Below are 23394 nucleotides of genomic sequence, written 5' to 3' on the forward strand. Positions count from 1 at the left end.
CAGTGAAGGCCGATGCGACCAGACGACTGTTGTCGATGGACCTGGGCGATATTGATGAGCGCGCGGAGTGGGAGGAGTGGGGTAATCGGGCCACACTGACGCTGTCCACCACTTCGGTGTCGATTCCGGAGTTGTTCGCCGAGCAGGTGATTCGTGATCCGGGGGCCGTCGCGGTCAGTTGCGGTGATAGTGCGGTCACCTATCGCGGGCTGGATGAGGCATCGAACCGGTTGGCACACTTGCTGATTGCCCACGGTGTCGGTCCGGGGCAGCGGGTGGCGTTGTTGTTCTCGCGGTCGGTTGAGGCTGTGGTGGCGATCATGGGCGTGCTCAAGACCGGTGCGGCTTATGTTCCGATCGATCCGTCGGTGCCTGATGCGCGGTTGCGGTTTGTGCTGTCCGATGCCGCGCCGTTGGTCGCGGTGACTACCACGGACCTGGCGGACCGGCTGGATGGCCGCGGGTTGGTGATCATCGACATCGGCGCGGTGCCGACCGAGGCCGACACCGCGGTCCTTGACTGCTCGCTGAACGTGGCGCCGCCGCGAGGTGATGATGTCGCGTACGTGATCTATACGTCGGGCACCACGGGTGTACCGAAAGGTGTTGCCATTCCGCATCACAATGTGACGCGGCTATTGGAGGCAATCGACGCCGATCTCGAGCTCGTGCCCGGGCAGGCGTGGTCACAGTGCCATTCGTTGGCATTCGACTTCTCGGTGTGGGAGATCTTCGGTGCGCTGCTCCACGGGGGACGACTGGTGGTGGTCTCGGATTCGGTGGTGCGGTCGCCCGACCAGTTCCATGCTCTGTTGGTCGATGAGCGCGTCAGTGTGCTGAGCCAGACGCCGTCGGCGTTCTATGCGCTGTTGTCTGTGGACGAAACCCGGCCCCAAGGCGAGCAGCTCGCGTTGGAATCGGTGGTGTTCGGTGGAGAGGCGCTGGACCCTCCGCGTTTGAGCGGCTGGTTCCGTGACCACCCGGATTCTCCGCGATTGATCAACATGTATGGGATCACCGAGACAACGGTGCATGCCTCGTTCCGCGAGATAGCCGCTGCCGATGTGGACGATGCGGGCAGCCCGATCGGGGTCCCGCTGGGCCACCTGGCCTTTGCGGTTCTTGACGAGTGGCTGCAGCCGGTCTCGGTGGATGTGGTCGGCGAGTTGTATGTGGCCGGTGCGGGTTTGGGTTATGGCTATCTGGGGCGGGCCTCGTTGAACGCCAACCGATTTGTGGCCTGCCCGTTCGGGGAGCCGGGCACCCGGATGTACCGCACCGGAGACTTGGTGAGCTGGAGCCCCGACGGTCAGCTGCAATATCTGGGGCGCGCCGACGAACAGGTCAAAATACGGGGACACCGCATTGAGCTTGGTGAAATCCAGTCGGTACTCAATGGTTTGGATGGTGTCGGACGGGCGGTCGTAATCGCGCGCGAGGATCGCCCCGGGGACAAGCGGCTGGTGGGTTACATCACCGGAACCGCTGATCCCGCGCAGTTACGTGCTGCGCTGGCGGATAGGTTGCCGCCTTATATGGTGCCCGCCGCCGTGGTAGCGCTGCCAGACCTTCCGTTGACGGTCAACGGCAAGCTCGATAAGAAGGCCCTGCCGGCTCCGGAGTATCAATCGATCGATCAGTACCGGGCCCCGGCCAATCCGACCGAGGAAATACTGGCCGGAATCTATGCCCAGGTATTGGGCTTGGACCGTGTCGGCGTGGACGATTCGTTCTTCGACCTGGGTGGGGATTCACTGCTGGCGATGCGCCTGGTCGCCGCGCTGAACCGGTCCATGGATGCGGGCCTTGAGGAACGCGCGGTGTTCGACGCCCCGACGGTCGCTCAGTTGATGCTTCGTATCGGCGGAGACGAAGGTCGGCTGGAGCCGTTGATCGCCGGCGAGCGGCCCGCGGTGATGCCCCTGTCGTATGCGCAAAGTCGGCTGTGGTTCATCGACCAATTGCATGGCCCATCCCCGGTGTACAACTTGGCGGTGGGACTGCGCCTGCAGGGGCTGCTCGATGTCGATGCGCTGGGTGTGGCATTCGCGGATGTGCTGGATCGTCATGAGAGCCTGCGCACCATGTTCCCGTCGGTCGATGGGGTGGCTCAGCAGCTGATCGTTCCCGCGGAGCAGGCAGAATTCGGCTGGGACGTCGTCGATGCCTCCGAATGGCCGACCAGCCGTCTGGAAACGGCAGTCGCCGAATCCGCTCAGCACAGTTTCGATCTGTCCTCCGAGATCCCGATGAGGGCACGGCTTTTCCGCGTCTCCGAAGATGATCATGTGTTGGTGGCGGTGGTGCACCACATCGCCGCCGACGGTTGGTCCATCACGCCGCTGGTGGCCGATCTCGGGGTCGCCTACGCCAGCCGATGCGCGGGTCAGGCCCCCGACCGCAAGCCGTTGGCGGTGCAGTATGCGGACTACACGCTATGGCAGCGTGCGCAACTGGGCGATCTCGAGGACAGCGACAGCCGTATCTCCCGGCAACTGGCGTACTGGGAGAACATGCTGGCCGGGATGCCCGAACGTTTGGCGATCCCGACCGACCGGCCCTATCCGCTGGTGGCTGACCAACACGGTTCGAGGGTGGACGTGGCATGGCCGGCCGAGATGCAGCAGCGAGTCAATCGCCTGGCGCGTCAACACAATGCGACCAGCTTCATGGTCATGCAAGCAGCCCTGGCGGTGCTGTTCTCCAAGCTCAGCGCGAGTTCCGATGTGGCGGTGGGCTTCCCGATAGCTGGTCGCCGTGATCCGGCGCTGGACGAGCTGATCGGATTCTTCGTCAATACCTTGGTGCTGCGGGTTGACCTCGCCGGAGACCCCACCGTTGCCGACGTGCTGGCTCAGGTGCGGGCGCGCAGTTTGGGTGCCTTCGATAACCAAGACGTGCCATTTGAGGCGCTGGTCGAGCGCCTGAACCCGGCTCGGTCGCTGACCCATCATCCACTGGTGCAGGTCATGTTCGCTTGGCAAAACGTCCCTGGGCAAATCGGTGATGCGCGCGGTGGGATGGCGCTGGCGGATCTGCAGCTCACCCAGCTGCCGCTGGACACGCACTCGGCCCGCATGGATCTGTCGTTCTCGTTGGCCGAGTCCTGGACGGAAACGGGTGAGGCCGATGGGATTTCGGGGACAGTCGAGTTCCGCACCGACGTGTTCGACACGGGAAGTGTGCAGACCCTGATCGATCGGCTCTACCGGGTGCTCGAGACGATGACATCCGATCCTGCCCGGCCCTTGTCGGCGATCGAGGTGTTGGACGTCGACGAGCTGGCGCAGTTGGACGAATGGGGTAATCGCGCGGAGTTGGCGCGACACGTGGCCTCGGTGTCGATTCCCGCGTTGTTCGCTCGGCAGGTATCCCGCGTCCCCGCCGCGGTCGCGGTCAGCTTCGGCGACGGTCACATGTCGTATCAGGAGTTGGATGAGTCATCGAACAGGCTGGCGCACCTGCTTATTGAATACGGAGTTGGTCCCGGAGAACGGGTCGCGCTGTTGTTCCCGCGATCGATGGAGGCCGTCGTCGCGATCATGGGGGTACTCAAGACCGGCGCTGCCTACGTGCCCATTGACCCCACAGTGCCGGATGCGCGGCTGGAATTCGTGCTGTCCGATGCGGAGCCGGTCGTCGCCGTGACCACCACCGATCTGGCGGAGCGGTTGGATGGGTGTGGCGTGGTGGTTATCGATATCGATGATCAGGCTGTTAATGCGCGGCCCGCGAGCACCCCGCAGGCGGGCCTGACCGCCGACGACATCGCGTATCTGATCTACACCTCGGGTACCACCGGTGTGCCCAAAGGTGTTGCCATTCCCCATCGGAACGTGACCCGTTTACTGCTGGCCCTCGACGACGCCCTGGAGTTGTCGGCCGGTCAGGTGTGGGCACAGAGTCATTCACTGGCCTTTGACTTCTCCGTGTGGGAGATCTTTGGCGCGCTCTTGCATGGTGGCCGGCTGGTGGTCGTGCCCGAAGCGGTAGTGCGGTCTCCCGAAGAGTTCCATGCCTTGCTGGTGGATGAGCAGGTCAATGTGTTGAGCCAGACGCCGTCGGCGTTCTACGCCCTGCAAACTGTGGACGCAATGGGCACCGAACACGCCGGTCAGCTCGGTATCGAGGTTGTGGTGTTCGGTGGGGAAGCCCTGGAGCCGCAGCGTTTGAAGCCGTGGTTGGACCGTCATCCGGTGATGCCCCGGTTGGTGAACATGTACGGGATCACCGAGACAACGGTGCATGCCTCGTTCCGCGAGATCCTGGCCACCGATGTGGAGGGCTCGGTGAGTCCCATCGGTTCGCCGCTCGCTCACCTGGGGTTCTTCGTGCTCGACGGGTCCCTACACCCCGTACCCGCCGGTGTGATCGGCGAGTTGTATGTGGCCGGTGCGGGATTGGGCTATGGATATGTGGGCCGCACGGGTTTGACGGCCTCACGATTTGTGGCGTGCCCGTTCCTGGGCGCGGGTGCGGCGGGCCAACGGATGTATCGCACCGGCGATCTGGCGAGCTGGAGCATCGACGGGCAACTGCAGTACGCGGGGCGTGCCGATGAACAGGTCAAGATCCGTGGACATCGCATTGAACTGGGTGAGATTCATTCGGCGTTGACCGCTCTGCCAGGAGTCGAGCAGGCAGCGGTGATCGCGCGTGAGGACCGGCCCGGTGACAAGCGCTTGGTCGGCTACATCACCGGCGTTGCCGACTCGGGCAAGATCCGCGCCCAGCTGGCCGAGTGTCTCCCCAGCTACATGGTGCCGGCCGCGGTGGTCTCCTTGACGGCGTTGCCGTTGACGGTCAACGGGAAACTCGACAAGAAAGCCTTGCCTGCACCGGAATACACCGATATTGATCACTACCGGGCGCCGGCCACCCTGGTGGAGGAGATACTCGCGGGCATCTATGCCCAAGTCTTGGGTCTGGAACGCGTCGGTGTCGACGATTCATTCTTCGACCTGGGCGGCGACAGCATTTCGGCGATCCAAGTGGTGTGGCGGGCCCACGGCGCGGGGCTACTCGGGCGACCGCGGGATATCTTCGTGCAGCAGACCGTCGCCCGGCTGGCGCGGGTGGTCAGGATGGCCGATAGCGCCGATGGCGTGATCGACGAAGGCATCGGCCCGATGATCGCGACCCCGATCATGCGGTGGCTGAAGGAAATTGAAGGCCCGATCAGCGAGTTCAATCAGACGGTGGTCCTGCAGGCTCCCACGGGTGTCACCGAGGCCGCGGTTGTCATCATGTTGCAGGCCTTGCTCGACAGGCACGCGATGCTGCGGCTGCGGGCCACCGCCGATGACACCGGCGGATGGTCGTTGACGGTGCCCGAGCCGGGGACCGTCAACGCTGCTGAGTGTCTACAGACGGTGGACGTTCTATCCGATGAGGCAGTGGTGGAGGCGCGGTCGCGGTTGAATCCAGCGGCCGGGATGATGCTGAGCGGACTATGGGTGACCACGACAAGCCAGCTCGTGCTGATCGTCCACCATTTGGCGGTTGACGGAGTTTCGTGGCGGATTCTCTTGGAGGACTTGACCATAGCGTCGACACAGCTCCGTGGGGGACAGGAGGTGTTGTTGCCGCCCGCGGGAACGTCATTCCAGCGGTGGTCCGAACGGTTGGCCGAACATGCACGTCACCCGGATGTGGTCAGCCAGGCTGATGCCTGGCGGCAGGTGGGGTCGATCGCTTCGAGCTTGGCGGCCCCGCAGCCCGACGAGGACACGTTCGCCACAGCCGGATACCTGACGGAATTTCTGGATGCCGAGACGACGCACATGTTGCTCGGCGAGGTGCCGGCTGCCTTCCATGCCGGTGTGCACGAGATCCTGTTGATCGCCTTCGCGTTGGCCTGGGCGCAACACCTGGGGACCGGCGGCGCCCCGATCGCCATCGATGTGGAGGGCCACGGGCGCCAAGAGGAACTGACAGGTCGGGATGGAGCTGCCGATCGCAGTGTCGACCTGTCGCGCACGGTCGGTTGGTTCACCACCAAATATCCGGTGTCTTTGGCAGTCGGGGGGCTGCGTTGGACACAGGTGGTGGCCGGAGACGCGGCCCTGGGCGCGGTGATCAAGGAGGCCAAGGAACAACTACGGGCCCTGCCCGACGGCCTGACCTACGGTCTGCTGCGCTACCTCAACCCGGACGTGGATCTGCCCGAATCCGATCCGGCGATCGGATTCAACTATCTGGGCCGGCTGGGCGCTCCGGCGGCCTACGCGTCCGGAGATGTGTGGCGTTTCAGCCAGGATGGTCTGTCATTGACCGGCGCCGCCGGGGCCATGCCCATTGCGCTGCCGCACACCGTAGAACTCAACGCGGTGACCATCGACACCGACACCGGTCCACACCTGAACGCCACCTGGACATGGGCGCCCACCGCGCTGGACCGCATGGCTGTCTCCCGGATCAACCGGCTGTGGTTCGACGCACTGGCGGGGATTTGCGCGCATGTGCGCAGGGGCGGGGGCGGATTGACTCCGTCGGATATCGTCCCGGCCAGACTCAGTCAGCAGCAGATCGACGGGTTGCAGAGCAGATTCCCGGTCGCCGATGTGTTGCCGCTGACCCCGTTACAGCAGGGGTTGCTTTTCCACGCCGGCATCGCGAACAGTTCCGGTGATGACGTGTACGCGGTGCAGTTCGATATCGCGCTGAGTGGCACGCTCGACGTGGACCGCCTGCGCGACGCGGTGCAGGCCGTGGTGGCCCGCCATCCTCACCTGGCGGCTCGTTTCAGTGACCAGTTCGAGCACCCACTACAGATCATCCCCGCCGAGCCCATGGCACCCTGGAGCTACATCGAACTATCCACCGCGACAATGGATTGCGACGTCGAGGAACAGATCGAACAGATCTGTATCGTCGAACGCGCTGCGGTCTGTGATCTCGCCGAGGAGCCGGCGTTCCGGGCTGCGCTTATCCGCATCGCCAACGGCCGCTACCGGTTCGTGCTCACCAACCATCACATCGTGCTCGACGGTTGGTCGATGCCCATTCTGATGCAGGAGATCTTCGCCTGCTATCACGGGGTGCGGCTGCCTGCGGCGACGTCGTATCGCAGCTTTGTCACCTGGCTTTCCGAACGAGATCATGACGCTGCCCATGCTGTGTGGCGTGCGGAGTTGGCCGGATTCGAGACGCCCATTCTCGTTGGTCCGCAGCAGAAGTTGCAGTTCGGTCGACGCAGCGTCGACCTGTTCCGGGTGCCGGCGAAAACCACGAGGGCCCTTACGAAGTTGGCGCGTTCGCATCAGACCACTGTCAACATTGTGTTGCAGGGTGCGTGGGCATTGTTGTTGAGCTCGTTGACCGGTCAGGCCGATGTCGCGTTCGGTACGACGGTTTCGGGTCGTCCGGCCGAGGTGCTCGGTGCCGAATCGATGGTGGGTCTGCTGATCAACACCGTGCCGGTGCGGGCCACCTTTGCCCCGACCACCACCACGGCGGAGTTGTTGCACCAGTTGCAAAATGCCCACAACAACACCCTGGAGCATCAGCACCTGGCGCTCAGTGACATCCACCGCATCAGCGGCCAGGAAAGACTGTTCGACACCGTCTTCGTGTACGAGAACTACCCGACCGACACGGGTACGTCCTCTGATATCAACGGGTTGGCGATCACCGGATTCAGCAGTCGCGACTACTACCACTATCCGATTGCCGTGCAGGCAGGGCCGGGTCGTGAGTTGGAACTTCGCGTCCAGTACGACACGGATGTGTTCGATGCGGAAAGCATCGGGGAGTTGATCGAGCGGTTCAAGCAGGTGCTGATGGCCATGACCGCGCACCCCAATCGCCAGCTGTCGTCTCTGGATCTGGTGAATGGTGCTGGGCGAGACCGCTGGAGCGACTGGAGCAATCAGGCCGCGGTGCAGGCCAACGAAGTCCGCGATACCAACGGTGTCTATTGCCCCCCGGCGAGCTTGAATGAGCAGATCCTATCCAGCATCTTCGCCCATGTGCTGGGCATGGATCGAGTCGGCGTCGATGAGTCTTTCTTCGATCTGGGCGGCAACTCGTTGGGGGCGATGCGTGTGGTCGCGGCGATCAACACGGCACTGGATGCCAATCTGACGATGTTGGCGTTGTTCGACGCGCCATCGGTGAGAAGCCTGGCACAGCAGTTAGAAAACACCCCGGCACGGTGAAGACTGGAGGATTCGTGAAAGCCGTTGCGAGAGTTCTCGCGTTCGGGCTCGTTGAGCTGGCCGTGTTCGGCTCGGTGCTGTTCCTACTGGCCGGGACAATCCACTATTGGCAGGCATGGGCTTTTTTGGTGGTGTTCGCACTGTCGACCTGGATCCCCACCATATATTTGCAGCGGGCGGACCCCGCGGCGCACCAGCGGCGCAAGCGCGCGGGTCCGGCGGCGGAAACCCGAGTGCTGCAAAAGGTACTCATCGGCGGATGGTATTTCTCACTGGCGGCGATGGTCGTGATCAGCGCCCTTGACCATCGCTTTGGGTGGTCCTCGGTGCCTCCGGTGATCTGTGTGCTCGGCGATGTTTTGGTGGCGATGGGGCTGGGCGTGACGAGCCTGGTGGTCATTCAGAACAGCTTCGCGGCCTCCACTGTTCGGGTGGAGACGGGCCAGACCCTGGTCACCACGGGCTTGTATGGGCTTGTGCGCCACCCGATGTACACCGGCAATGTCATTACCATCATCGGGTTTCCGCTGGCCCTCGGCTCGTACTGGGGTCTCGTATCCGTGCTACCTGGCCTGTTTGTGCTCATCGTGCGCATCGTCGACGAGGAGAAGCTGCTCGTCGATCAGCTGGATGGATACCGTGCGTACATGCAGACCGCGCGCTATCGCCTGATGCCCTACATGTGGTGACTGTCAGCCGTCGAGTGTCAGGAAAACCATTGGGCGCGTATGAATCCAGCCAGGAGAACCCCAAATCCGCCCACCTCGCCGAGGATGAGCAACACCATCGCCAGGTACATGCCGGCGCTGGGCTTTTCAAACTGATTGGTGGTATCGCGAAGTGCGCCGTGGGCGATGTAACTGGCGATGGCCGCGACGAAGAAGAAGACCAAGACCATTGCAGCGCTGAGATTTACCCAGCTGGGCCACGCACTCAGTTCGACGAACACGGCGGTGAGCAAGGTCGCGAACGAATAGAGCAACGCTGCCCGATGCGCGGTGTCGACATACGGGTGCGCGAGATGGTTGGGACTGGTGACCATCTGGCGGTACTTCCATACGCCAAGTAGCAACGAGAGTAGGAAGATGAGCCCCGCCGCGAGCAGCGTCACCGCGGTGTCAGAACTCACTACATATCCGATTGTGGTCACCGTCGTCATTCTGCCGTGGTCTCGGCCGCCTGTTCTCGCTGGGTGGCCGCCCAGCTGCCAAGAAGCTTGAGCCGTTCCGCTGTAGTGGAATTCGGCTCGGCAGTCATGACATACAGCATGATCCCGGGATCTGCGGCCAGGTCCATGCGCTCGTAGGTGAGGTCAAGTTGCCCGACCGCGGGGTGATGGAGTTTCTTGAGGCCGGTGCGGTGGAAGCGCACGTCGTGTGCGCCCCAGCGCACGCGGAAATCGTCACTGCGGGTGGACAGTTCCCCGACGAGTTGAGTGAGCCCCTCGTCGTAGGGGTCTCGGCCCGCGGCGGTGCGCAGCATGGCCACGCAGTCGTCGGCATGCCGATCCCAGTTCAGGAAGAAGTCACGTGACGGTGTGGCCAGGAAGACGAACCGAGCTAGGTTCGCGGGGCGATCCTGCTGAGTGAACGCGTCGTGGTAGAGCGCCCGGCACAAGTCATTGGCAGCCAGGATGTCCAGGCGTTCATTGCTGACCCACGCGGGTGCGCCGACGACGGCATCGAGAATATGCAGGATGTTCGGCCGGACCTGATGCGCGGCGGGCCTGCGCGGGGTGCGGCGGGATGCCTGGGTTGACCGGGCCAGATCGAAGAGATGTGTGCGCTCTGCCTCATCGAGCTGGAGAACCCTGGCCACCGCACTCAGTATGGAGTCGGAAACGCCTGCCAGATTGCCTCGTTCCAACCGGGTGTAGTAATCGGCGCTGACCCCGGCGAGCAATGCCACCTCTTCGCGGCGCAGACCCGGCACGCGCCGCTGGGCTCCATACACGGGAATGCCTGCCTGCTGTGGGGTGATCCGGGCCCGGCGTGATGTCAGGAAGTCTCGGATCTCCGCACGCTTATCCATGCCCTCCACCGTAAGGCGAGTGTGCAGGCTCAAGGGGGGTTTGCCAGTACCGGGGTTGAGTCCGCCCTGGATGACGATCGTCGTTCGGTGTTGAGTGGCTAGCACAGATGGGGGAACCATCCGATCAACGTGACGAGACGAGGAGTTCTTGTGAACCCGGTTACTTTCCCGAATGGTCCAATCATCATGGCGGGCAATGTGTTCCTACCCCCTGACTTCGATGTGAAAGGTAGTTATGCGGCGCTGGTGACGGTGCATCCCGGCGGTGGGGTCAAGGAACAGACCGCCGGTCTCTATGCGGCGAGACTGGCCGAGCACGGGTTTGTCACCCTGGCGTTCGACGCGTCCTATCAGGGTGAAAGTGGGGGAGATCCGCACCATCTCGAGGATCCGGACGCACGCGTCGAAGACATCCGGGCCGCTGTGGACTACCTGCAGTCCCTGGACTATGTGGATGGCGAGCGCATCGGTGTCTGGGGTATCTGTGCAGGTGGCGGATATGCCGTCACTGCCACCATGACTGATCACCGGATCAAGGCGCTCGGCACGGTGAGCGCGGCCAATATCGGTGCGTCATGGCGTCGTGGTTGGTACGGCACGGGAACCGATGCGGATGCGGTGGCGGTGCTTGATGCCGCGGCGCGCCAGCGCACCGCCGAGGCCGCTGGCGCAGATACCGCGTTTGCCGCCTATGTACCGGCGCACGTCGACGAAGACACGCCCCACGATCTGGCGCAGGCCAGTGAGTACTATCTGACGGCTCGCGCGCACCATCCCAACGCCGAGAACAAGTACGTGATGGCGAAGAGTCTGCCGAAGATCATCGCGTACGACGCCTTCCACCTTGTGGAGGAGCTCTTCACCGCCCCCGTCTTGATCGTTGCGGGTAGTGAGGCGGGATCGTTGTGGGCGTCCACCGAGCTGCACGCGCGTGTCCGCAGTGACAAGAAACTGGTGGTCGTGGACGGTGCCACGCACATGGACTTCTACGACGTCCCGAAGTACGTCGATCTCGCTGTGGGGCAAGCTGTTCCGTTTTTCCGAAAGAATTTGACAAGGAAGGCATAAGCACCATGGCACTGGACAAGATTGAGCACGTCGCGGTCAAGACGCCGTATTGGGATATCGCAGCCGACATCTACCTGCCACCGGGCTTCGATGAGTCGGCCACGTATCCGGCGATCGTCAGTGTGCATCCGATCGGTAGTTGCAAGGAGCAGACCTCCGGCAACATCTACGGGACTGCTTTGGCGGATGAGGGCTTCGTCGTCATTGCCTTTGACGCCAGTTTCCAGGGTGCCAGCGGTGGCCAACCGCGCTTCATCGAGGACCCGGCGCAGCGGGTCAAGGACATCAGCCACGTAGTCGACCATCTGGTGACGCTGCCGTATGTCGACCAGAATCGGATCGGCATCATCGGTGTCTGCGGCGGTGGTGCCTACTCGATCAATGCGGCGACCACCGAGCGCCGCATCAAGGCCGTTGCGTCCATCACGGGCGTGAATTTCGGCCGCCTGATGCACGAGGCCTTCTCTGGCTACGACCCGATCGGCACCCTCGAAGCCATTGCCGCGCAGCGCACCGCCGAGGCGCAGGGTGCAGCGCTCAAGGTCAACAACCTGTTGCCCGCCGATCCCGCCGATGCGCAGAAGCAGGGCATCACCGAGATCGACGTCGTGGAGGCCACCGAGTATTACCGCACCCCGCGCGGTGAGCAGCCGTACGGCGCGACCAGCTCGTTGTTCTCGCATCAGGCGACTGCCGTGGGTTGGGATGCCTTCAACCGGCTGGAAGTTCTGCTGACGCAACCGGTCGTGATTGTGGTCGGTGACAAGCCGGGCGCGTTCGGTGCCTACCGCGACGGTCTGGAGGCGTACCGCCGGGCGGCGTCCAAGAACAAGGAACTCGTCGTGGCCGAGGGCTGGTCGCACTACGACCTCTACGACAAGCCGGAGCCGGTGGCGCTGGCGTTGGCCGGGGTGATCCCGTTCTTCAAGAAGCATCTGTAGGAGCAGCCGCCGGGGAATGATGTCGGCATGGAATCCGTCCGCGCCGAGCGGGAGAAGCTAGTCCTCGACCACTTCCATGATGAGGTGGAACAGGATTGGGATGCGGTGTTGGCCACCTTCCCGCATCCGCGATACGAGCTGATCCCGCTCGGTGTCGTGTACGACGGTCGCGACGAGGTGCGGCAGTACTACATCGACACCCGGATCGCCTTCCCGGACCAGCGCCACGAAATGATCCGGCTGCGCCACACCGATGACGCGGTGGTCTGCGAGTTCTATCTCCTGGGGACGCACACGGGGCCATTCGGCGCGGTGCCCGCGACGGGCAGCAGCTTCAAGGTCCGCATGACCGCATACTTCATCTTCGACGGCACCACCCTGGTCTGCGAGCGCATCTACTGGGACGTGCTGACCATGATCAAGCAACTTCTTGGTGGCCTGAACTTCGCCAGTCCGGCCAGTTACCTGGTCTTGGTGAAGGCTCTGTGGGGCATGCGGGCGCTGTCTTCGGCCGTACCCGGCGATGAGGTCCATCGCATTCCGGACTGAAGCGCTCCGGGGACGGTCATTTCCGGTGGCGAAGGTCCTCAAGTCCTGCCACGATGAGCCCCAGCCCGAAGTCAAACTCCTCGTCGAGCGGGACCAGGGTGGCGCCGGCGGTGGCCAGGGTCGACGGGAAATTAGTGATGTCGATGCTTTCGACGAATCGGGTCATCATCGCAATGTCGGCCTCGCTGGCCCGGTGTTCTACGCCTATTTGGTTGGCGTATCCCAATACGTAGCGTCCTAGCGTCATGTAGATGCGGACGGCCTCGACCGGTGAGAATCCAGCCCTGAGGCAGAGCGTCAAGGTGTGCTCGCGAATCATGAAGACATTGGGTCCGACGGGTATCTGGTCGGCCAGCAGCATCGCCACGTTCGGATGGCGGCGCAGGGCGTCGAATAGTGCACGTGAACTGACGATGCACGCGCATTGCCAGGACATTTCCGCGAGTTCTGCATCATCGAACCGCACCTCGCCGAAGACCCGATCGACGACGTGCGCGACGACCTCGGTGCGATTCGCGAAATGCCGATAGATGGTCGCGGTCCCGGAATCGAGGCGGCGGGCCAGCGCGCGCATGGACAGTGCTTCGCCGCCCTCCTCGTCAACGATCCGCAACGCCGCATCGACGATTGACTCCATAGGGAGGGGCGGGCGACCACGTGTTCGTCGCTCGTCTGTCATAGCGGCCAGTATGTCTGTCTTGACAGCGCGAGGCAATTACGGCAACACTGTAGCCGTAATTCCGCTAGCAGGTACGACCAGGAGACCGCGACCGAGTTCACACCGCGCGCATGCCGGGAACTGACTCACGAGGGGTGTCGCGGACTTCCTCGGTCACTCTGACAAGGTCTGTCGATAGCGCGCTCAGCGCAGCAATTGGTCGACGGTCGACAGAACCTGCGCCGCGCCGTCTTCGATAGTGAGGATGTCCGCGATCCGGCGGGTCCGATCCTTGAGCTCGTGGTCGGTCACGGCGGTGCGGATGGCAGCGGCCAGGTGTTCAACGGTGAGAGCACGTTGCGGGATGGTGTCGGCGCTGAGCCCGAGATCGCGGAGCCGTCGAGCCCAGAAGGGTTGATCGCCTAGTCCCGGTACGGCAATCGCGGGGACCCCGGCACGCAACGCGGCCGCGGTTGTTCCGGCACCGCAATGATGTACGACGGCTGCCAATTGCGGGAAAAGCCAGCTATGCGGTACCTCGTCCACCGTCAGGACATCATCGCCATCGGCATTGATTCCCGCCCACCCGGATTGCACGATGCCCCGCATGCCCGCCCTGCGTAGTGCGCTGCGCGCGAGCTCCGAAATATGCTCGGCCTGCTTGGCGGAGGTCATTGTGCTTCCGAATCCGACGTACACCGGGGGTGCGCCCGCTGCGAGGAAATCGACCAGTTCGGTAGTGGGGCGCCAATGCGGATCGGCGTGCGGCCACCAGTAGCCGCAGACTTCCAGGCCCGGCCGCCAGTCCGATGGTCTCGACACAATGTGCGGCGAGAAACCATGCAGAACAGTCCATTCCGATTCCGTTCGGCCGCGGCGCAGCTGTCTGGCCGATACCTTTGGCAGGCCGAGGTCTTCGCGAAAGTCGGCCACCACACCGCTGTAGAGACGATCGACAAGCCGGGCCCCGACCTGGGATGCCAGACGATTAACTGTCGCTCCGGCCGACCAGGCCCCGAGCGCGGCCGGTGGAAACTTCGCGGTGGCAGAAAACGGCTGGAACCGGATTCCAACGGACGGAATCCTTTTCGCCTCGGCGAGGGGATGCCCGGCCAGTTCGGAGAACGGTGACAGCAGCAGTATGTCGGCAGGCGTGTCATGTAGGGCCGCCAGCAGTGCGCTGCCGAGTGAGCGCATCCCACCCGGCGAGAGGAACTCTGTGAGCGCCTTGGTGACGTTGACATTCGCCTCGTCGGGCGGTGCGTCGGGTCCAGCGATGCCGCGAAAGTCGATGCCGCAGGGGGATATCAAGGATTCAAAGCGTTCGTACGCGGCGAGGGTCACGTGATGCCCTGCCTCGCGGAGGCGGGTGCCTACGCCGGTCAACGGAGCGACGTCGCCGTGGCTACCGAGGGCGGTGATAACGACATTCGCCATCACGCGTTCCTTACTACGCGACTGAACATTTTCACGAGGTCCTCCGAATAGCGGTGCGCGTCGAACTTCGGGTCCCGCAGAATCTTCTCGACCACCGCGTTCACGGCTCCCTGCAGGGCGATAGCGGTGGAATCGACTGGAAAATAGCAGAACTCGCCCGACTTCTGGCCGGCGCGCAGAATGGTGGATGGATCGAGCTCGGTCAGTTGTTCGGACAGTTCGGGTGTCAATCCCAGGTCGCTGAGATGCTTCCCGCCGCTGGGTTTGTAGCTCGTACCCAGTTGTGCCAGTGCCGCCAGCTGCGCACGATGGGTATCGAAATAGTCGATGCTGGAATGGATGTAGGCCGCAAGCTTGTCGGTCTGCGTACGTGCCCGGGCTATAGCCGGCGGCACAGTTTCGAGAGCCGCCTGGTACATGGAGGCGATGACCGCCTCGATGAGCCCGTCCTTGGTGCCGAAGTGGTACAGGACGACGCTCATCGCGATGCCGGCGCGGTCGGCGATCTTTCGGATCGAGGTCTGCGGGTAACCGACCTCCGCGATGACGTCCATCGCGCACGCAACGATCTGCTCGCGGCGAGCGGCCTCGGTGAAGGTCCGTTCGGCGTTATTTTTAGATCGCATGATCTAATTATAGATCAAATGATCTATAGAAATTAAGCCGTTTCACCTGGTTAACGGAAGGTTAACGGCTATATACCACCTTTCTATCACCCCAACCCCCATGGGGTACTCTGAGATTTAGCTGAGAATCAACCGAACATCTCATAAATTGGGAACTAGGTGAACCCGGAAGCCGTTGAACTGGGTGAATGCATCAACGTTGATGTCTTAGGCAAGTGGTTTCACTTCCCAGGCCATTAGCAACTTGACCGAGCGGAAAGGAAACATCAGATGAAAAAGTCACTCGTTGCAATCCTTGGTGGAGTCGGCGTCGCGGCAACAGTCGCCTTCCTGGGCGCACCAATCGCCGCGGCGGGCCCGACGCCTCCCCCCGGCTGCTACGCCAACAAGAACAGTGTCAACAACGCCCAGCAGGGCGCCTGTGTGACACCGGGCGGCGTGGCCTACGAGCAGGGTGCTCACCAGCCGACCTACGAGGGTGCCAACCCGCACGTCCCGCTGGGAACCAACCCGCAGGTCCCGTACGGCACCCACAAGATCAACCCGAGCCAGTCGCCATCGCCTGACAACGCGTAACCATCAGGGCGGCTTCGTCTTCAATGATGTAGAAGGAGCGCAAGCAATGAAGAAGATCGTGATATCGACAGCGGCGGCGCTCGGCGCCGCCGGGCTGTCGCTGGTGACAGCGGCCGCCGCGTTCGCAGGCCCCGCCTCAGATCCGGAATCCGTGATCAGCGACCTCAAGTCCAACGGGTACCGGGTGATCATCACCAAGGTGGGGTCCGAACATCCGTCGGAGTGCACAGTTCAGGGAGTGTCACAGCAATCCAGTGTTCAGAATGTGCAGCCGGGGCGCAACATGCGCAACCAGCCGACGACGGTTCCTTCCGTGGGCCAAAAGGTCGCGTACGTCACGCTGGCCTGCTAGCTGTTCCCGCCGGGCGGTGGCGGCACTTGGTAGTGAGTGAATGACGCTCGCTCCGTGTCGTCACCAGCCCGATGAGAAGGGACCGGGCCGCGACGACGGCCGACTCCTCCCGCTCCGGGGAATGGTTGACCACGGGCAGTAGTTCCCGGAGGTATGCACGTATCGCGTTTCGGCGATATGTGCCAGTGTTTGATCATCCCGCCACCACCGCTGGACGGGCTGAGCACGCACCCGAGGAGGAATCGTGTCCACATATCGTGCATTCGAGGTAACGGGCCGGCGGGACTTTCGTCTGGTGGAGCGGGAGCTCACCGAACCCCCGCCCGGCGAGGTGAGAGTCCGGGTAGAGGCGTGCGGGGTGTGCCACACCGATGCGTTCGCGGCCGAGGGAATGCGGGCGGATCCGTCGAAACCGATTGTCCCCGGCCATGAAATTGTGGGCGTGATCGACGCCGTCGGCGCGGGTGTACACGCGTGGCAGATCGGCGAACGAGTCGGTATCGGGTATCTCAACGGACACTGTGGCGAGTGTGAGCAGTGTCGCCGTGGCGATTTCGTGAACTGCTCCCATCAGAACACGACCGGCACCACAGTCGACGGTGGATACAGCGAGGTGGCCTACGCGCGGGCCAGCGGTCTGGTCCGAGTCCCCGCCGGGGTTGATCCGGTCGATGCGGCGCCGCTGCTATGCGCCGGTCTTACCGTGTACCGGGCGCTCTTGACCGCGAATGCCCGACCGGGTTCCCTTGTCGCCATCCAGGGCATCGGAGGGCTGGGTCACCTGGGTCTTCAGTACGCCAAGGCATTGGGCTTTCGCGTTGCCGCCATCGCTCGTGGTACCGGAAAGGCCGAGCTGGCAAGAAAACTCGGTGCTGACGAGTACATCGACAGCACCGCGGGCGATCCCGCGAAGGCCTTGCGGGCGTTGGGGGGTGCCACCGCAATCATCGCGACGGCATCCAGCGGGTCGTCGATGTCGCCCTTGATCGCGGGATTGGCACCCAACGGCAAGTTGGTTGTCGTGGGTGCGGACTCCGAGCCCATTGAGGCGAGTATCCCCGAGCTGATCTTCGGAACCCGCTCGATCATCGGTTCCCTGACGGGCAGCGCGATAGAGAACGAAGACAACCTGAATCTCGCTCAGCACCACGGCATTCGCTCGATGAACGAGATTCTGCCATTGGCGGATGCACCAAAAGCTTACGAACACATGCTTTCCGGCGCCGCGAGGTTCCGCGTCGTCCTCGACATGTCGGCCTGATCATGGCGACGGGCCGCTTTGATCTCCGCGAGCTTTCCCGCCGTGTGATCGTGGCGCCGATGGCGGGCGGCCCGAGTACCCCCGAACTCGCCGCTGCCGGGACGAATGCCGGCGGGTTGGGGTTTCTGGCTGCGGGATGTTTGACCGGCGATGCGCTCGCCGAACGCATCGCCGCGGCACGAGCTCTCACCTCGGGTGCCCTTGGAGTGAATCTTTTTGTCCCGCAACCAAGTGTGGCAACGGCCGAAGCGATCCAGCGATACGCCAAGGACCTTGCCGGTGAGGCACAGCGGTATGGGGTGGAGCTTGGGCTGCCTCGGTTCAGCGATGACGACTGGGCCGCCAAGCTGGATGTTGTTCGGGCGCTGTGCCCGGAGGTCGTGTCGTTCACATTTGGTGCTCCGAGTCCCGAGGAGCGCCGGAGCTTGACGGACCTGGGCATTGCGACCGTTGCCACCGTGACCACACTGCGTGAGGCGGCGTTAGCGATAGGAGCCGGTGTCGATGTGCTGGCCGCGCAGGGACCGGAGGCGGGAGGGCATCGCGGTACGTACGATCCGGCCGCCGCACCGGCAACGCAACCATTGGCAGATCTGCTGGCCGGACTGCGCGAAGAGTTTGATGTGCCGGTCGTTGCTGCGGGTGGATTGGTCACCGGTGAGGACGTCGACGCCGCAATAGCGGCGGGAGCCGTTGCCGCACAGTTGGGTACGGCATTTCTCCTGGCCGATGAGGCGGGCAGCAGTCCCGTCCATCGGGCCGCGCTGCGGAACCCGGATTTCTCTGAAACTGTTGTAACTAAGTCATTTTCGGGTTGATACGCGCGCGGCTTACGCAACAGGTTCATTGACGAGCATGAAGAACAGGCCCCGCTGGGATACACCGAGGTGCACTATCTGACGAGCCCGGTGCGGGTGGCCGCAGTCCGCGCAGGAGATCCGCAGGCCACAAACGTTTGGGCGGGAAGCGGATTCAAGAAGATCAGAGTCGGCTCGGTGGCCGACATCATGAGCGAGTTGGCCGATTCCCGGCGCTGACCGGCAAGCGCACGGAAAATACGGCGGGAATGTGGATTTTTGACACGTTGAGGCGGTGTGAATCCTCGAATGAGGTAGCGCGCAAGCCATCCCACGGAATGAGACGGGCACCGGCCAAAAGGTGGGATAGGTAACAGAAAATCTCCTGCGTTAATACAAGAGATGCGTCAATGTGCAGGAAAAGTGATCAATGCGGGTAGTGCACAGCAAATTTCGAATCAACGGTGACAAACGTTGGACAAACCGACTGTGTCCTGCATGTTTGTCCGAGTGGACGAACGATCGGACATGGACTACGGTAATCAGCATCGCGTTGGCGGGCAGTAACTTCCGTCATAATCTCCAGCAAATATGACGGAAGCCACATATTTTGGTAGGCCATCAAGCTGGTTGTTAGCGTCGCGTCCCATGTCTGATCTCGCTGCTTTGCTGGCGTTTATCCATCAGGTCTCGGGTACGCCGTATGTCTCGGGTGGGGACACCCCTCGGGGCACTGACTGCTCCGGCCTGGCCTCCTGGGTGTCCAACGTCGCCACCGACCGCCCCGCGTTCGGTTCTCGGTTCAACACCGGGAACCAGGAGCGCGCGCTTCTCGCACGTGGTTTCAAGTACGGCACCGCCCCCGGTGCGCTGGTGATTGGCTGGAACGGCGGTCACACCGCTGTCACGCTGCCCGACGGTACCGCCGTCTCCAGCGGTGAGGGAGGTGGCGTGAAGATCGGTGGTGGCGGTGCTTACCAGCCCCAGTTCCAGCGTCACATGTACCTACCGATGGACAACGATGAGGCGGCGGGATCCGCGCCCTTGGATGTGCCTGCCGATGGCGACGGTCCCGAGGTGATTCCCGCGTCGGTGCTCGCGCCCCATCCCGGACCGGCACCCGCTGGGGATGGGCCCGCGGAGGCGGACTCGGTCGAGGCCTAGCTAGATCTGAAAAACCTTGGGTGACACCCCACAATTGGGGTGCGCTGGTGTTATCGCTCACTCCTCCCGATGGGCGGGAGGAACTCGCTACCTGCTGTCAGTGCTGTGGTTGCCTGGAGTCATGAATGGCAATTCTGCTCTGCTGCAAGGAAAGAACGTCATCGTTACCGGTGGAGCTCGCGGGCTCGGCGCGGCCTTCGCGCACCGGATCGTGTCGCAAGGCGGCAACGTCGTCATCGCTGATGTGCTCGTAGAAGAGGGACGCCACTTGGCGACCGAACTCGGTGGTGCCGCGCGATTCGCACAGCTGGATGTGACGGATGCCGAACAGTGGCAGACGGTTGTCCAGACCACGCTGGCGGAGTTCGGCTCCATCAGCGGGTTGGTGAACAACGCGGGGATCTCCAGTGCCGCCTTGGTGGCCGATGAGGCGCTCGAACACTTTCGCAAGGTGATCGAGGTCAATCTGGTCGGTGTCTTCATCGGCATGCAAGCCGTCATAGCGCCCATGCGGGCACATGGTGGCGGTGCGATCGTGAATATCTCGTCGGCTGCCGGTCTGGTCGGGCTGGCGCTCACCTCCGGCTACGGTGCGTCGAAATGGGGCGTACGGGGCCTGTCCAAGGTTGCGGCGATTGAACTTGGGCCCGAGCGGATTCGGGTCAACTCCGTGCATCCCGGTGTCGTGTACACCCCGATGACGGCCAAAGAGGGCTTCCAGCAGGGGGAGGGCAACATGCCGATCACCGCCATGGGCCGCGTGGGCACCGCCGATGAGGTGGCGGGCGCCGTGACCTACCTCTTGTCGGACGCCGCGAGTTACGTCACCGGCGCCGAGCTTGCCGTAGACGGTGGCTGGACCGCCGGCCCCACTCTGAGAACAATCACGGGTCAGTGATCTCGGTCGGCGGCGAGTAGATCCCGGAGCTCCTCTGCCACCCGCAGCGGCAATTCCAGCTGCGGGAAATGTGTCGTGCCGTCCAGACGGGCGTAGCTGAACCAGGAATTGCGCGCCCGGAACTCGTCGTGCAGATCGTCGTAGGCGGTGCGCTCGGGCCTGCAGAAGATGTGGTGAACGCGCCGCGGCTCGATGATTTTCTCCATCCGGGACATCGGTGAGCCCCAGGTGGCGTACGCATCGTCGATGATGCGTCCCGCCTGCGCCCATACCTCGAATCCGAATCCGCCCATCTCGGTGCGGATGTGCCGGTTCACGGCCTCGTTGTGGCTACCTGCCAGCCAGGCCCGGAGGAACTCCAGTCGGCTGGACTGCCACCGCGCGGGGTCACGAAATGCCCTGATGCCGTTGAGGAATTCCCGGGGAGCGGCCGTCATGATGAGGTCGATGATCATGACGGCCGGTACCCGCGCGGCGCCGAGCCGATCGGCGAGCTGCAGCGCCGTCCAGCCGGCGTGAGCGTGCGCCACGGGGACGAACGAGTCCACGCTCAGGGCATCGAGCAATCCGACGACATCCGAAACTTGTTCCGCAAGACCGAATTCAGCCACGGGAGTGCGATCGATGCCATGGCCGCGCCAATCCACGCGGATGACACGGTGACGAGGGACGAGATGGGGCAGCAGCTCGTCATAGGCGCGGTGATCGTGCCCCCACCCGGTGAGCAGCAGGAGGGCGGGCCCGTCGTCCAGGCCCTGATCGTCGAAGGTGATCGGTGTGCCGTCGATGGTGATGGTGTGCATCGTCGGTCTCCCTACAGAGAGGCGTGGACGCGGGAAGGGCGCACGCGCACGATTGCTTCGCCGGGTGCGCTGTGATGCTCTTCTACATAGGCTTCGGCGCGATCGGCGCCCAGATATCGGGCGGTGATGTCCAGCAGGGCGGCGCGCACTCCGGACTCGTCGGGTTCGATCGTTGCCTCGCCCTGGATCTGTACGTAGAGAAATGGCTCCGCCTGCGTCGCCACAGCGATCACGGCACGCGGATCACGTTGTAAAGCCCTGACTTTCAGAGTGTTTCGATGTGTGATGAACTGGAGATGATCATCGGCCAGCCGATACCAGATGGGGAGGATCAGCGGCCGTCCGCCGACTGCGAGGTACCCAAGTTGCCCGATCAGGGCAGGATTGGAGTCGAGAAACAGACGGACGGCCGGATCATGGATCGAGGTCATGGGTCCACAACCTAGAATCTCAAGTTCACTTGAGATCAAATCCCGAAGAAACCGGATCGATGTGGCCGAGCTGCTACCAGGTATCGACGACGGGGCGGCGCGGCGGCAGCGGTTCCCGCATGGCGGCGGCGAAAGTCGAGGCGACCAGTGCACGCGTATCGGCCGGGTCGATCACGTCGTCGATCTCGAAGATCTGAGCGGCGTTGAGTGCCTTGGCATTCTCCTGCGCCGCGGCGGTTGCGTGACGCACCGCCTCCTCTCGGGCGGCCTCGTCGGGAATTGCCTCCAATTCCTTGCGCAGCCCCAGACGCACCGCGCCCTCTAGGCCCATCGGGCCCAGATGCGCGTTCGGCCACGCCACGGTGAGTAACGGTTCATGCAGGCTGCCGCCGGTCATGGCTTGTGCGCCAAGGCCATACCCGCGGCGCAAGATGACCGCGACCAGTGGAACCCGCATTGCGGCCCCGGCGACGAGCATGCGTGATGCGCGTCGAACCAACGCGTCGGCCTCCGCGGCCGGACCCACCATGTACCCCGGGCAGTCGACCAGTGAGAGCACCGGCAATCCGAAGGCATCGCAGAGCTGCAAGAACCGCGCGGCCTTGTCCGCCGCGGCGGCGGTTATCGCCCCCGCCATCACCATCGAGTTGTTGGCCAGGATGCCGATCGGCCGGCCTTCGATGCGGGCGAGCGCGGTCACCATCTCGGGGGCGAACTTCTCTCGCAGAAAGGTCGCCGAGCCCGCGTCGGCGAGCGTCTCGATAATGGGTCCCACCGGATACGCGCGTCGGGCACGTTCGGGAATCATTGTCCGCAAAGTGGTTTGATCGGCCGATTCGCCGGTCTCTACCGTGCCCTGGAAGTAGCCGATAAGCCGTTTGGCCACAGCGACGGCCCGTTGCTCGTCGTCCACCACCACGTCGACGACACCGTTTGGGGACTGGACTGCAAGTGGCCCGACCTCGTCCGGATGCACATCGCCGAGTCCACCGCCTGCGATCATGGCGGGACCGCCCATGCCGATCGATGTGTCCCTGGTCGCCACGATCAGGTCAGAGCAGCCCGCGATGACGGCATTGCCCGCGAAGCACCTGCCCTTGACCACAGAGATCCGCGGCACGACCCCCGACAAGGCCGCCCACAACTTGAACGCACGGACATCAAGCATCGAGACCACGGGGTAATCGGTATCGCCCGGGCGACCGCCGCCGCCCTCGGCGAAGAACACCGTCGGGAGCTTCATGCGTTCGATGAGATCGAAGAGCCGGTCCTTCTTCTGGTGCCCGAGTGCACCTTGCGTCCCGGCCAGCACGGTGTAGTCGTAGGACAGCACGGCGCAGGCGCTGCGGTCGGAACCGAACAGTTCGCCGTTGATTCGTGCGGTTCCGGCGACGAGCCCGTCCGCGGGTGTGCGGGCGATCAAGTCGGCGATCTCGCGACGGCCGCGCTGCGCGGCGATGGCGAATCGGCCGTACTCCACAAACGATCCAGCATCTACCAGATCGGCGATGTTCTCCCGGGCGGTACGACCGCCGGCGGCGTGGCGGCGCGCAACCGCCTCGGGGCGGGCCGCGTCCTCGGTGAGCGCACGTCTCTGTAATAGCTCGGCATGGTCGTCGCGTAGATCATCGTCCGGCACAGGT

General features: G+C 63.4%; 18 protein-coding genes and 1 pseudogene. 11 read left to right on the forward strand and 8 right to left on the reverse strand.

Annotation, left to right across the window (positions count from 1 at the left end; genetic code table 11):
- The first annotated feature begins 2 nt into the window (after positions 1 to 2).
- Positions 3 to 8159 carry a non-ribosomal peptide synthetase gene (locus BKG76_RS12120; protein ID WP_070937853.1) on the forward strand — a complete coding sequence of 2719 codons (8157 nt, stop codon included), beginning with the start codon at positions 3 to 5 and terminating at the stop codon, positions 8157 to 8159.
- A 14-nt stretch (positions 8160 to 8173) separates the two neighbouring features.
- Positions 8174 to 8848: a methyltransferase family protein gene (locus BKG76_RS12125; RefSeq protein WP_070939171.1), complete on the forward strand. Its 675-nt coding sequence runs from the start codon at positions 8174 to 8176 to the stop codon at positions 8846 to 8848.
- A gap of 17 nt (positions 8849 to 8865) precedes the next feature.
- Here BKG76_RS12125 and BKG76_RS12130 read toward each other — a convergent pair whose 3' ends face one another.
- Both BKG76_RS12130 and BKG76_RS12135 read right to left on the reverse strand, forming a co-directional pair.
- On the reverse strand, positions 8866 to 9288 hold the full coding sequence (locus BKG76_RS12130) for a hypothetical protein (RefSeq protein WP_236737594.1): 423 nt from the start codon (positions 9286 to 9288) through the stop codon (positions 8866 to 8868).
- 26 nt (positions 9289 to 9314) lie between these two features.
- Positions 9315 to 10190, reverse strand: coding sequence for a helix-turn-helix domain-containing protein (locus tag BKG76_RS12135; RefSeq protein WP_070939172.1), 876 nt, complete (start codon positions 10188 to 10190; stop codon positions 9315 to 9317).
- A gap of 186 nt (positions 10191 to 10376) precedes the next feature.
- Here BKG76_RS12135 and BKG76_RS12140 point away from each other — a divergent pair, with 186 nt between their 5' ends.
- The 3 genes from BKG76_RS12140 to BKG76_RS12150 are packed head-to-tail and all read left to right on the forward strand — an operon-like array spanning position 10377 to position 12748.
- Positions 10377 to 11258: an alpha/beta hydrolase gene (locus BKG76_RS12140; protein ID WP_070937855.1), complete on the forward strand. Its 882-nt coding sequence runs from the start codon at positions 10377 to 10379 to the stop codon at positions 11256 to 11258.
- Positions 11259 to 11263: 5 nt separating this feature from the next.
- Positions 11264 to 12199, forward strand: a complete 936-nt coding sequence (locus BKG76_RS12145) for an alpha/beta hydrolase (protein WP_070937856.1) — start codon at positions 11264 to 11266, stop codon at positions 12197 to 12199.
- Between the two features lie 27 nt (positions 12200 to 12226).
- Positions 12227 to 12748 (forward strand): ester cyclase, encoded by a 522-nt coding sequence (locus BKG76_RS12150; protein ID WP_070937857.1) that lies wholly within the window; start codon positions 12227 to 12229, stop codon positions 12746 to 12748.
- A 16-nt stretch (positions 12749 to 12764) separates the two neighbouring features.
- Here the strand turns inward: BKG76_RS12150 and BKG76_RS12155 are convergent, their stop codons facing one another.
- From BKG76_RS12155 to BKG76_RS12165, 3 genes are all read right to left on the reverse strand, one after another.
- A complete protein-coding gene (locus BKG76_RS12155) occupies positions 12765 to 13385 on the reverse strand; it encodes a TetR/AcrR family transcriptional regulator (protein ID WP_070937858.1) in 621 nt (206 codons plus the stop codon).
- A 225-nt stretch (positions 13386 to 13610) separates the two neighbouring features.
- Positions 13611 to 14843 carry a glycosyltransferase gene (locus tag BKG76_RS12160; RefSeq protein WP_070937859.1) on the reverse strand — a complete coding sequence of 411 codons (1233 nt, stop codon included), beginning with the start codon at positions 14841 to 14843 and terminating at the stop codon, positions 13611 to 13613.
- Complete coding sequence (locus BKG76_RS12165) at positions 14843 to 15469, reverse strand: TetR/AcrR family transcriptional regulator (protein WP_070937860.1); 627 nt, start codon at positions 15467 to 15469, stop codon at positions 14843 to 14845. Before BKG76_RS12165 ends, BKG76_RS12160 begins: the two co-directional genes overlap by 1 nt.
- A gap of 270 nt (positions 15470 to 15739) precedes the next feature.
- On the opposite strand from BKG76_RS12165, the gene BKG76_RS12170 reads away from it, so the two are divergent.
- From BKG76_RS12170 to BKG76_RS12195, 6 genes and pseudogenes are all read left to right on the forward strand, one after another.
- The gene (locus tag BKG76_RS12170; protein WP_070937861.1) at positions 15740 to 16045 is read left to right on the forward strand and encodes a hypothetical protein; all 306 of its coding nucleotides are present in this window, start codon (positions 15740 to 15742) and stop codon (positions 16043 to 16045) included.
- A gap of 46 nt (positions 16046 to 16091) precedes the next feature.
- Positions 16092 to 16397 carry a hypothetical protein gene (locus BKG76_RS12175; RefSeq protein WP_070937862.1) on the forward strand — a complete coding sequence of 102 codons (306 nt, stop codon included), beginning with the start codon at positions 16092 to 16094 and terminating at the stop codon, positions 16395 to 16397.
- Between the two features lie 244 nt (positions 16398 to 16641).
- Positions 16642 to 17658: an alcohol dehydrogenase catalytic domain-containing protein gene (locus tag BKG76_RS12180; protein ID WP_083338022.1), complete on the forward strand. Its 1017-nt coding sequence runs from the start codon at positions 16642 to 16644 to the stop codon at positions 17656 to 17658.
- Positions 17659 to 17660: 2 nt separating this feature from the next.
- A pseudogene (locus BKG76_RS12185) lies at positions 17661 to 18695 on the forward strand (nitronate monooxygenase).
- A 408-nt stretch (positions 18696 to 19103) separates the two neighbouring features.
- Positions 19104 to 19619, forward strand: coding sequence for a hypothetical protein (locus tag BKG76_RS12190; RefSeq protein WP_070937864.1), 516 nt, complete (start codon positions 19104 to 19106; stop codon positions 19617 to 19619).
- Positions 19620 to 19740: 121 nt separating this feature from the next.
- Positions 19741 to 20517 carry a glucose 1-dehydrogenase gene (locus BKG76_RS12195; protein WP_070937865.1) on the forward strand — a complete coding sequence of 259 codons (777 nt, stop codon included), beginning with the start codon at positions 19741 to 19743 and terminating at the stop codon, positions 20515 to 20517.
- On the opposite strand, the gene BKG76_RS12200 is transcribed toward BKG76_RS12195, so the two are convergent.
- The 3 genes from BKG76_RS12200 to BKG76_RS12210 all read right to left on the reverse strand — a co-directional run bounded on the left by BKG76_RS12200 (position 20511) and on the right by BKG76_RS12210 (position 23390).
- Positions 20511 to 21320: an alpha/beta fold hydrolase gene (locus BKG76_RS12200; RefSeq protein WP_070937866.1), complete on the reverse strand. Its 810-nt coding sequence runs from the start codon at positions 21318 to 21320 to the stop codon at positions 20511 to 20513. The genes BKG76_RS12195 and BKG76_RS12200 overlap by 7 nt on opposite strands.
- Before the next feature lie 11 nt (positions 21321 to 21331).
- A complete protein-coding gene (locus BKG76_RS12205; RefSeq protein ID WP_070937867.1) occupies positions 21332 to 21751 on the reverse strand; it encodes a TIGR03618 family F420-dependent PPOX class oxidoreductase in 420 nt (139 codons plus the stop codon).
- Between the two features lie 73 nt (positions 21752 to 21824).
- Positions 21825 to 23390, reverse strand: coding sequence for an acyl-CoA carboxylase subunit beta (locus BKG76_RS12210; protein ID WP_070937868.1), 1566 nt, complete (start codon positions 23388 to 23390; stop codon positions 21825 to 21827).
- Between the last annotated feature and the right edge of the window lie 4 nt (positions 23391 to 23394).

The sequence above is a fragment of the Mycobacteroides franklinii genome, assembly GCF_001853795.1.
GTDB lineage: Bacteria > Actinomycetota > Actinomycetes > Mycobacteriales > Mycobacteriaceae > Mycobacterium > Mycobacterium franklinii.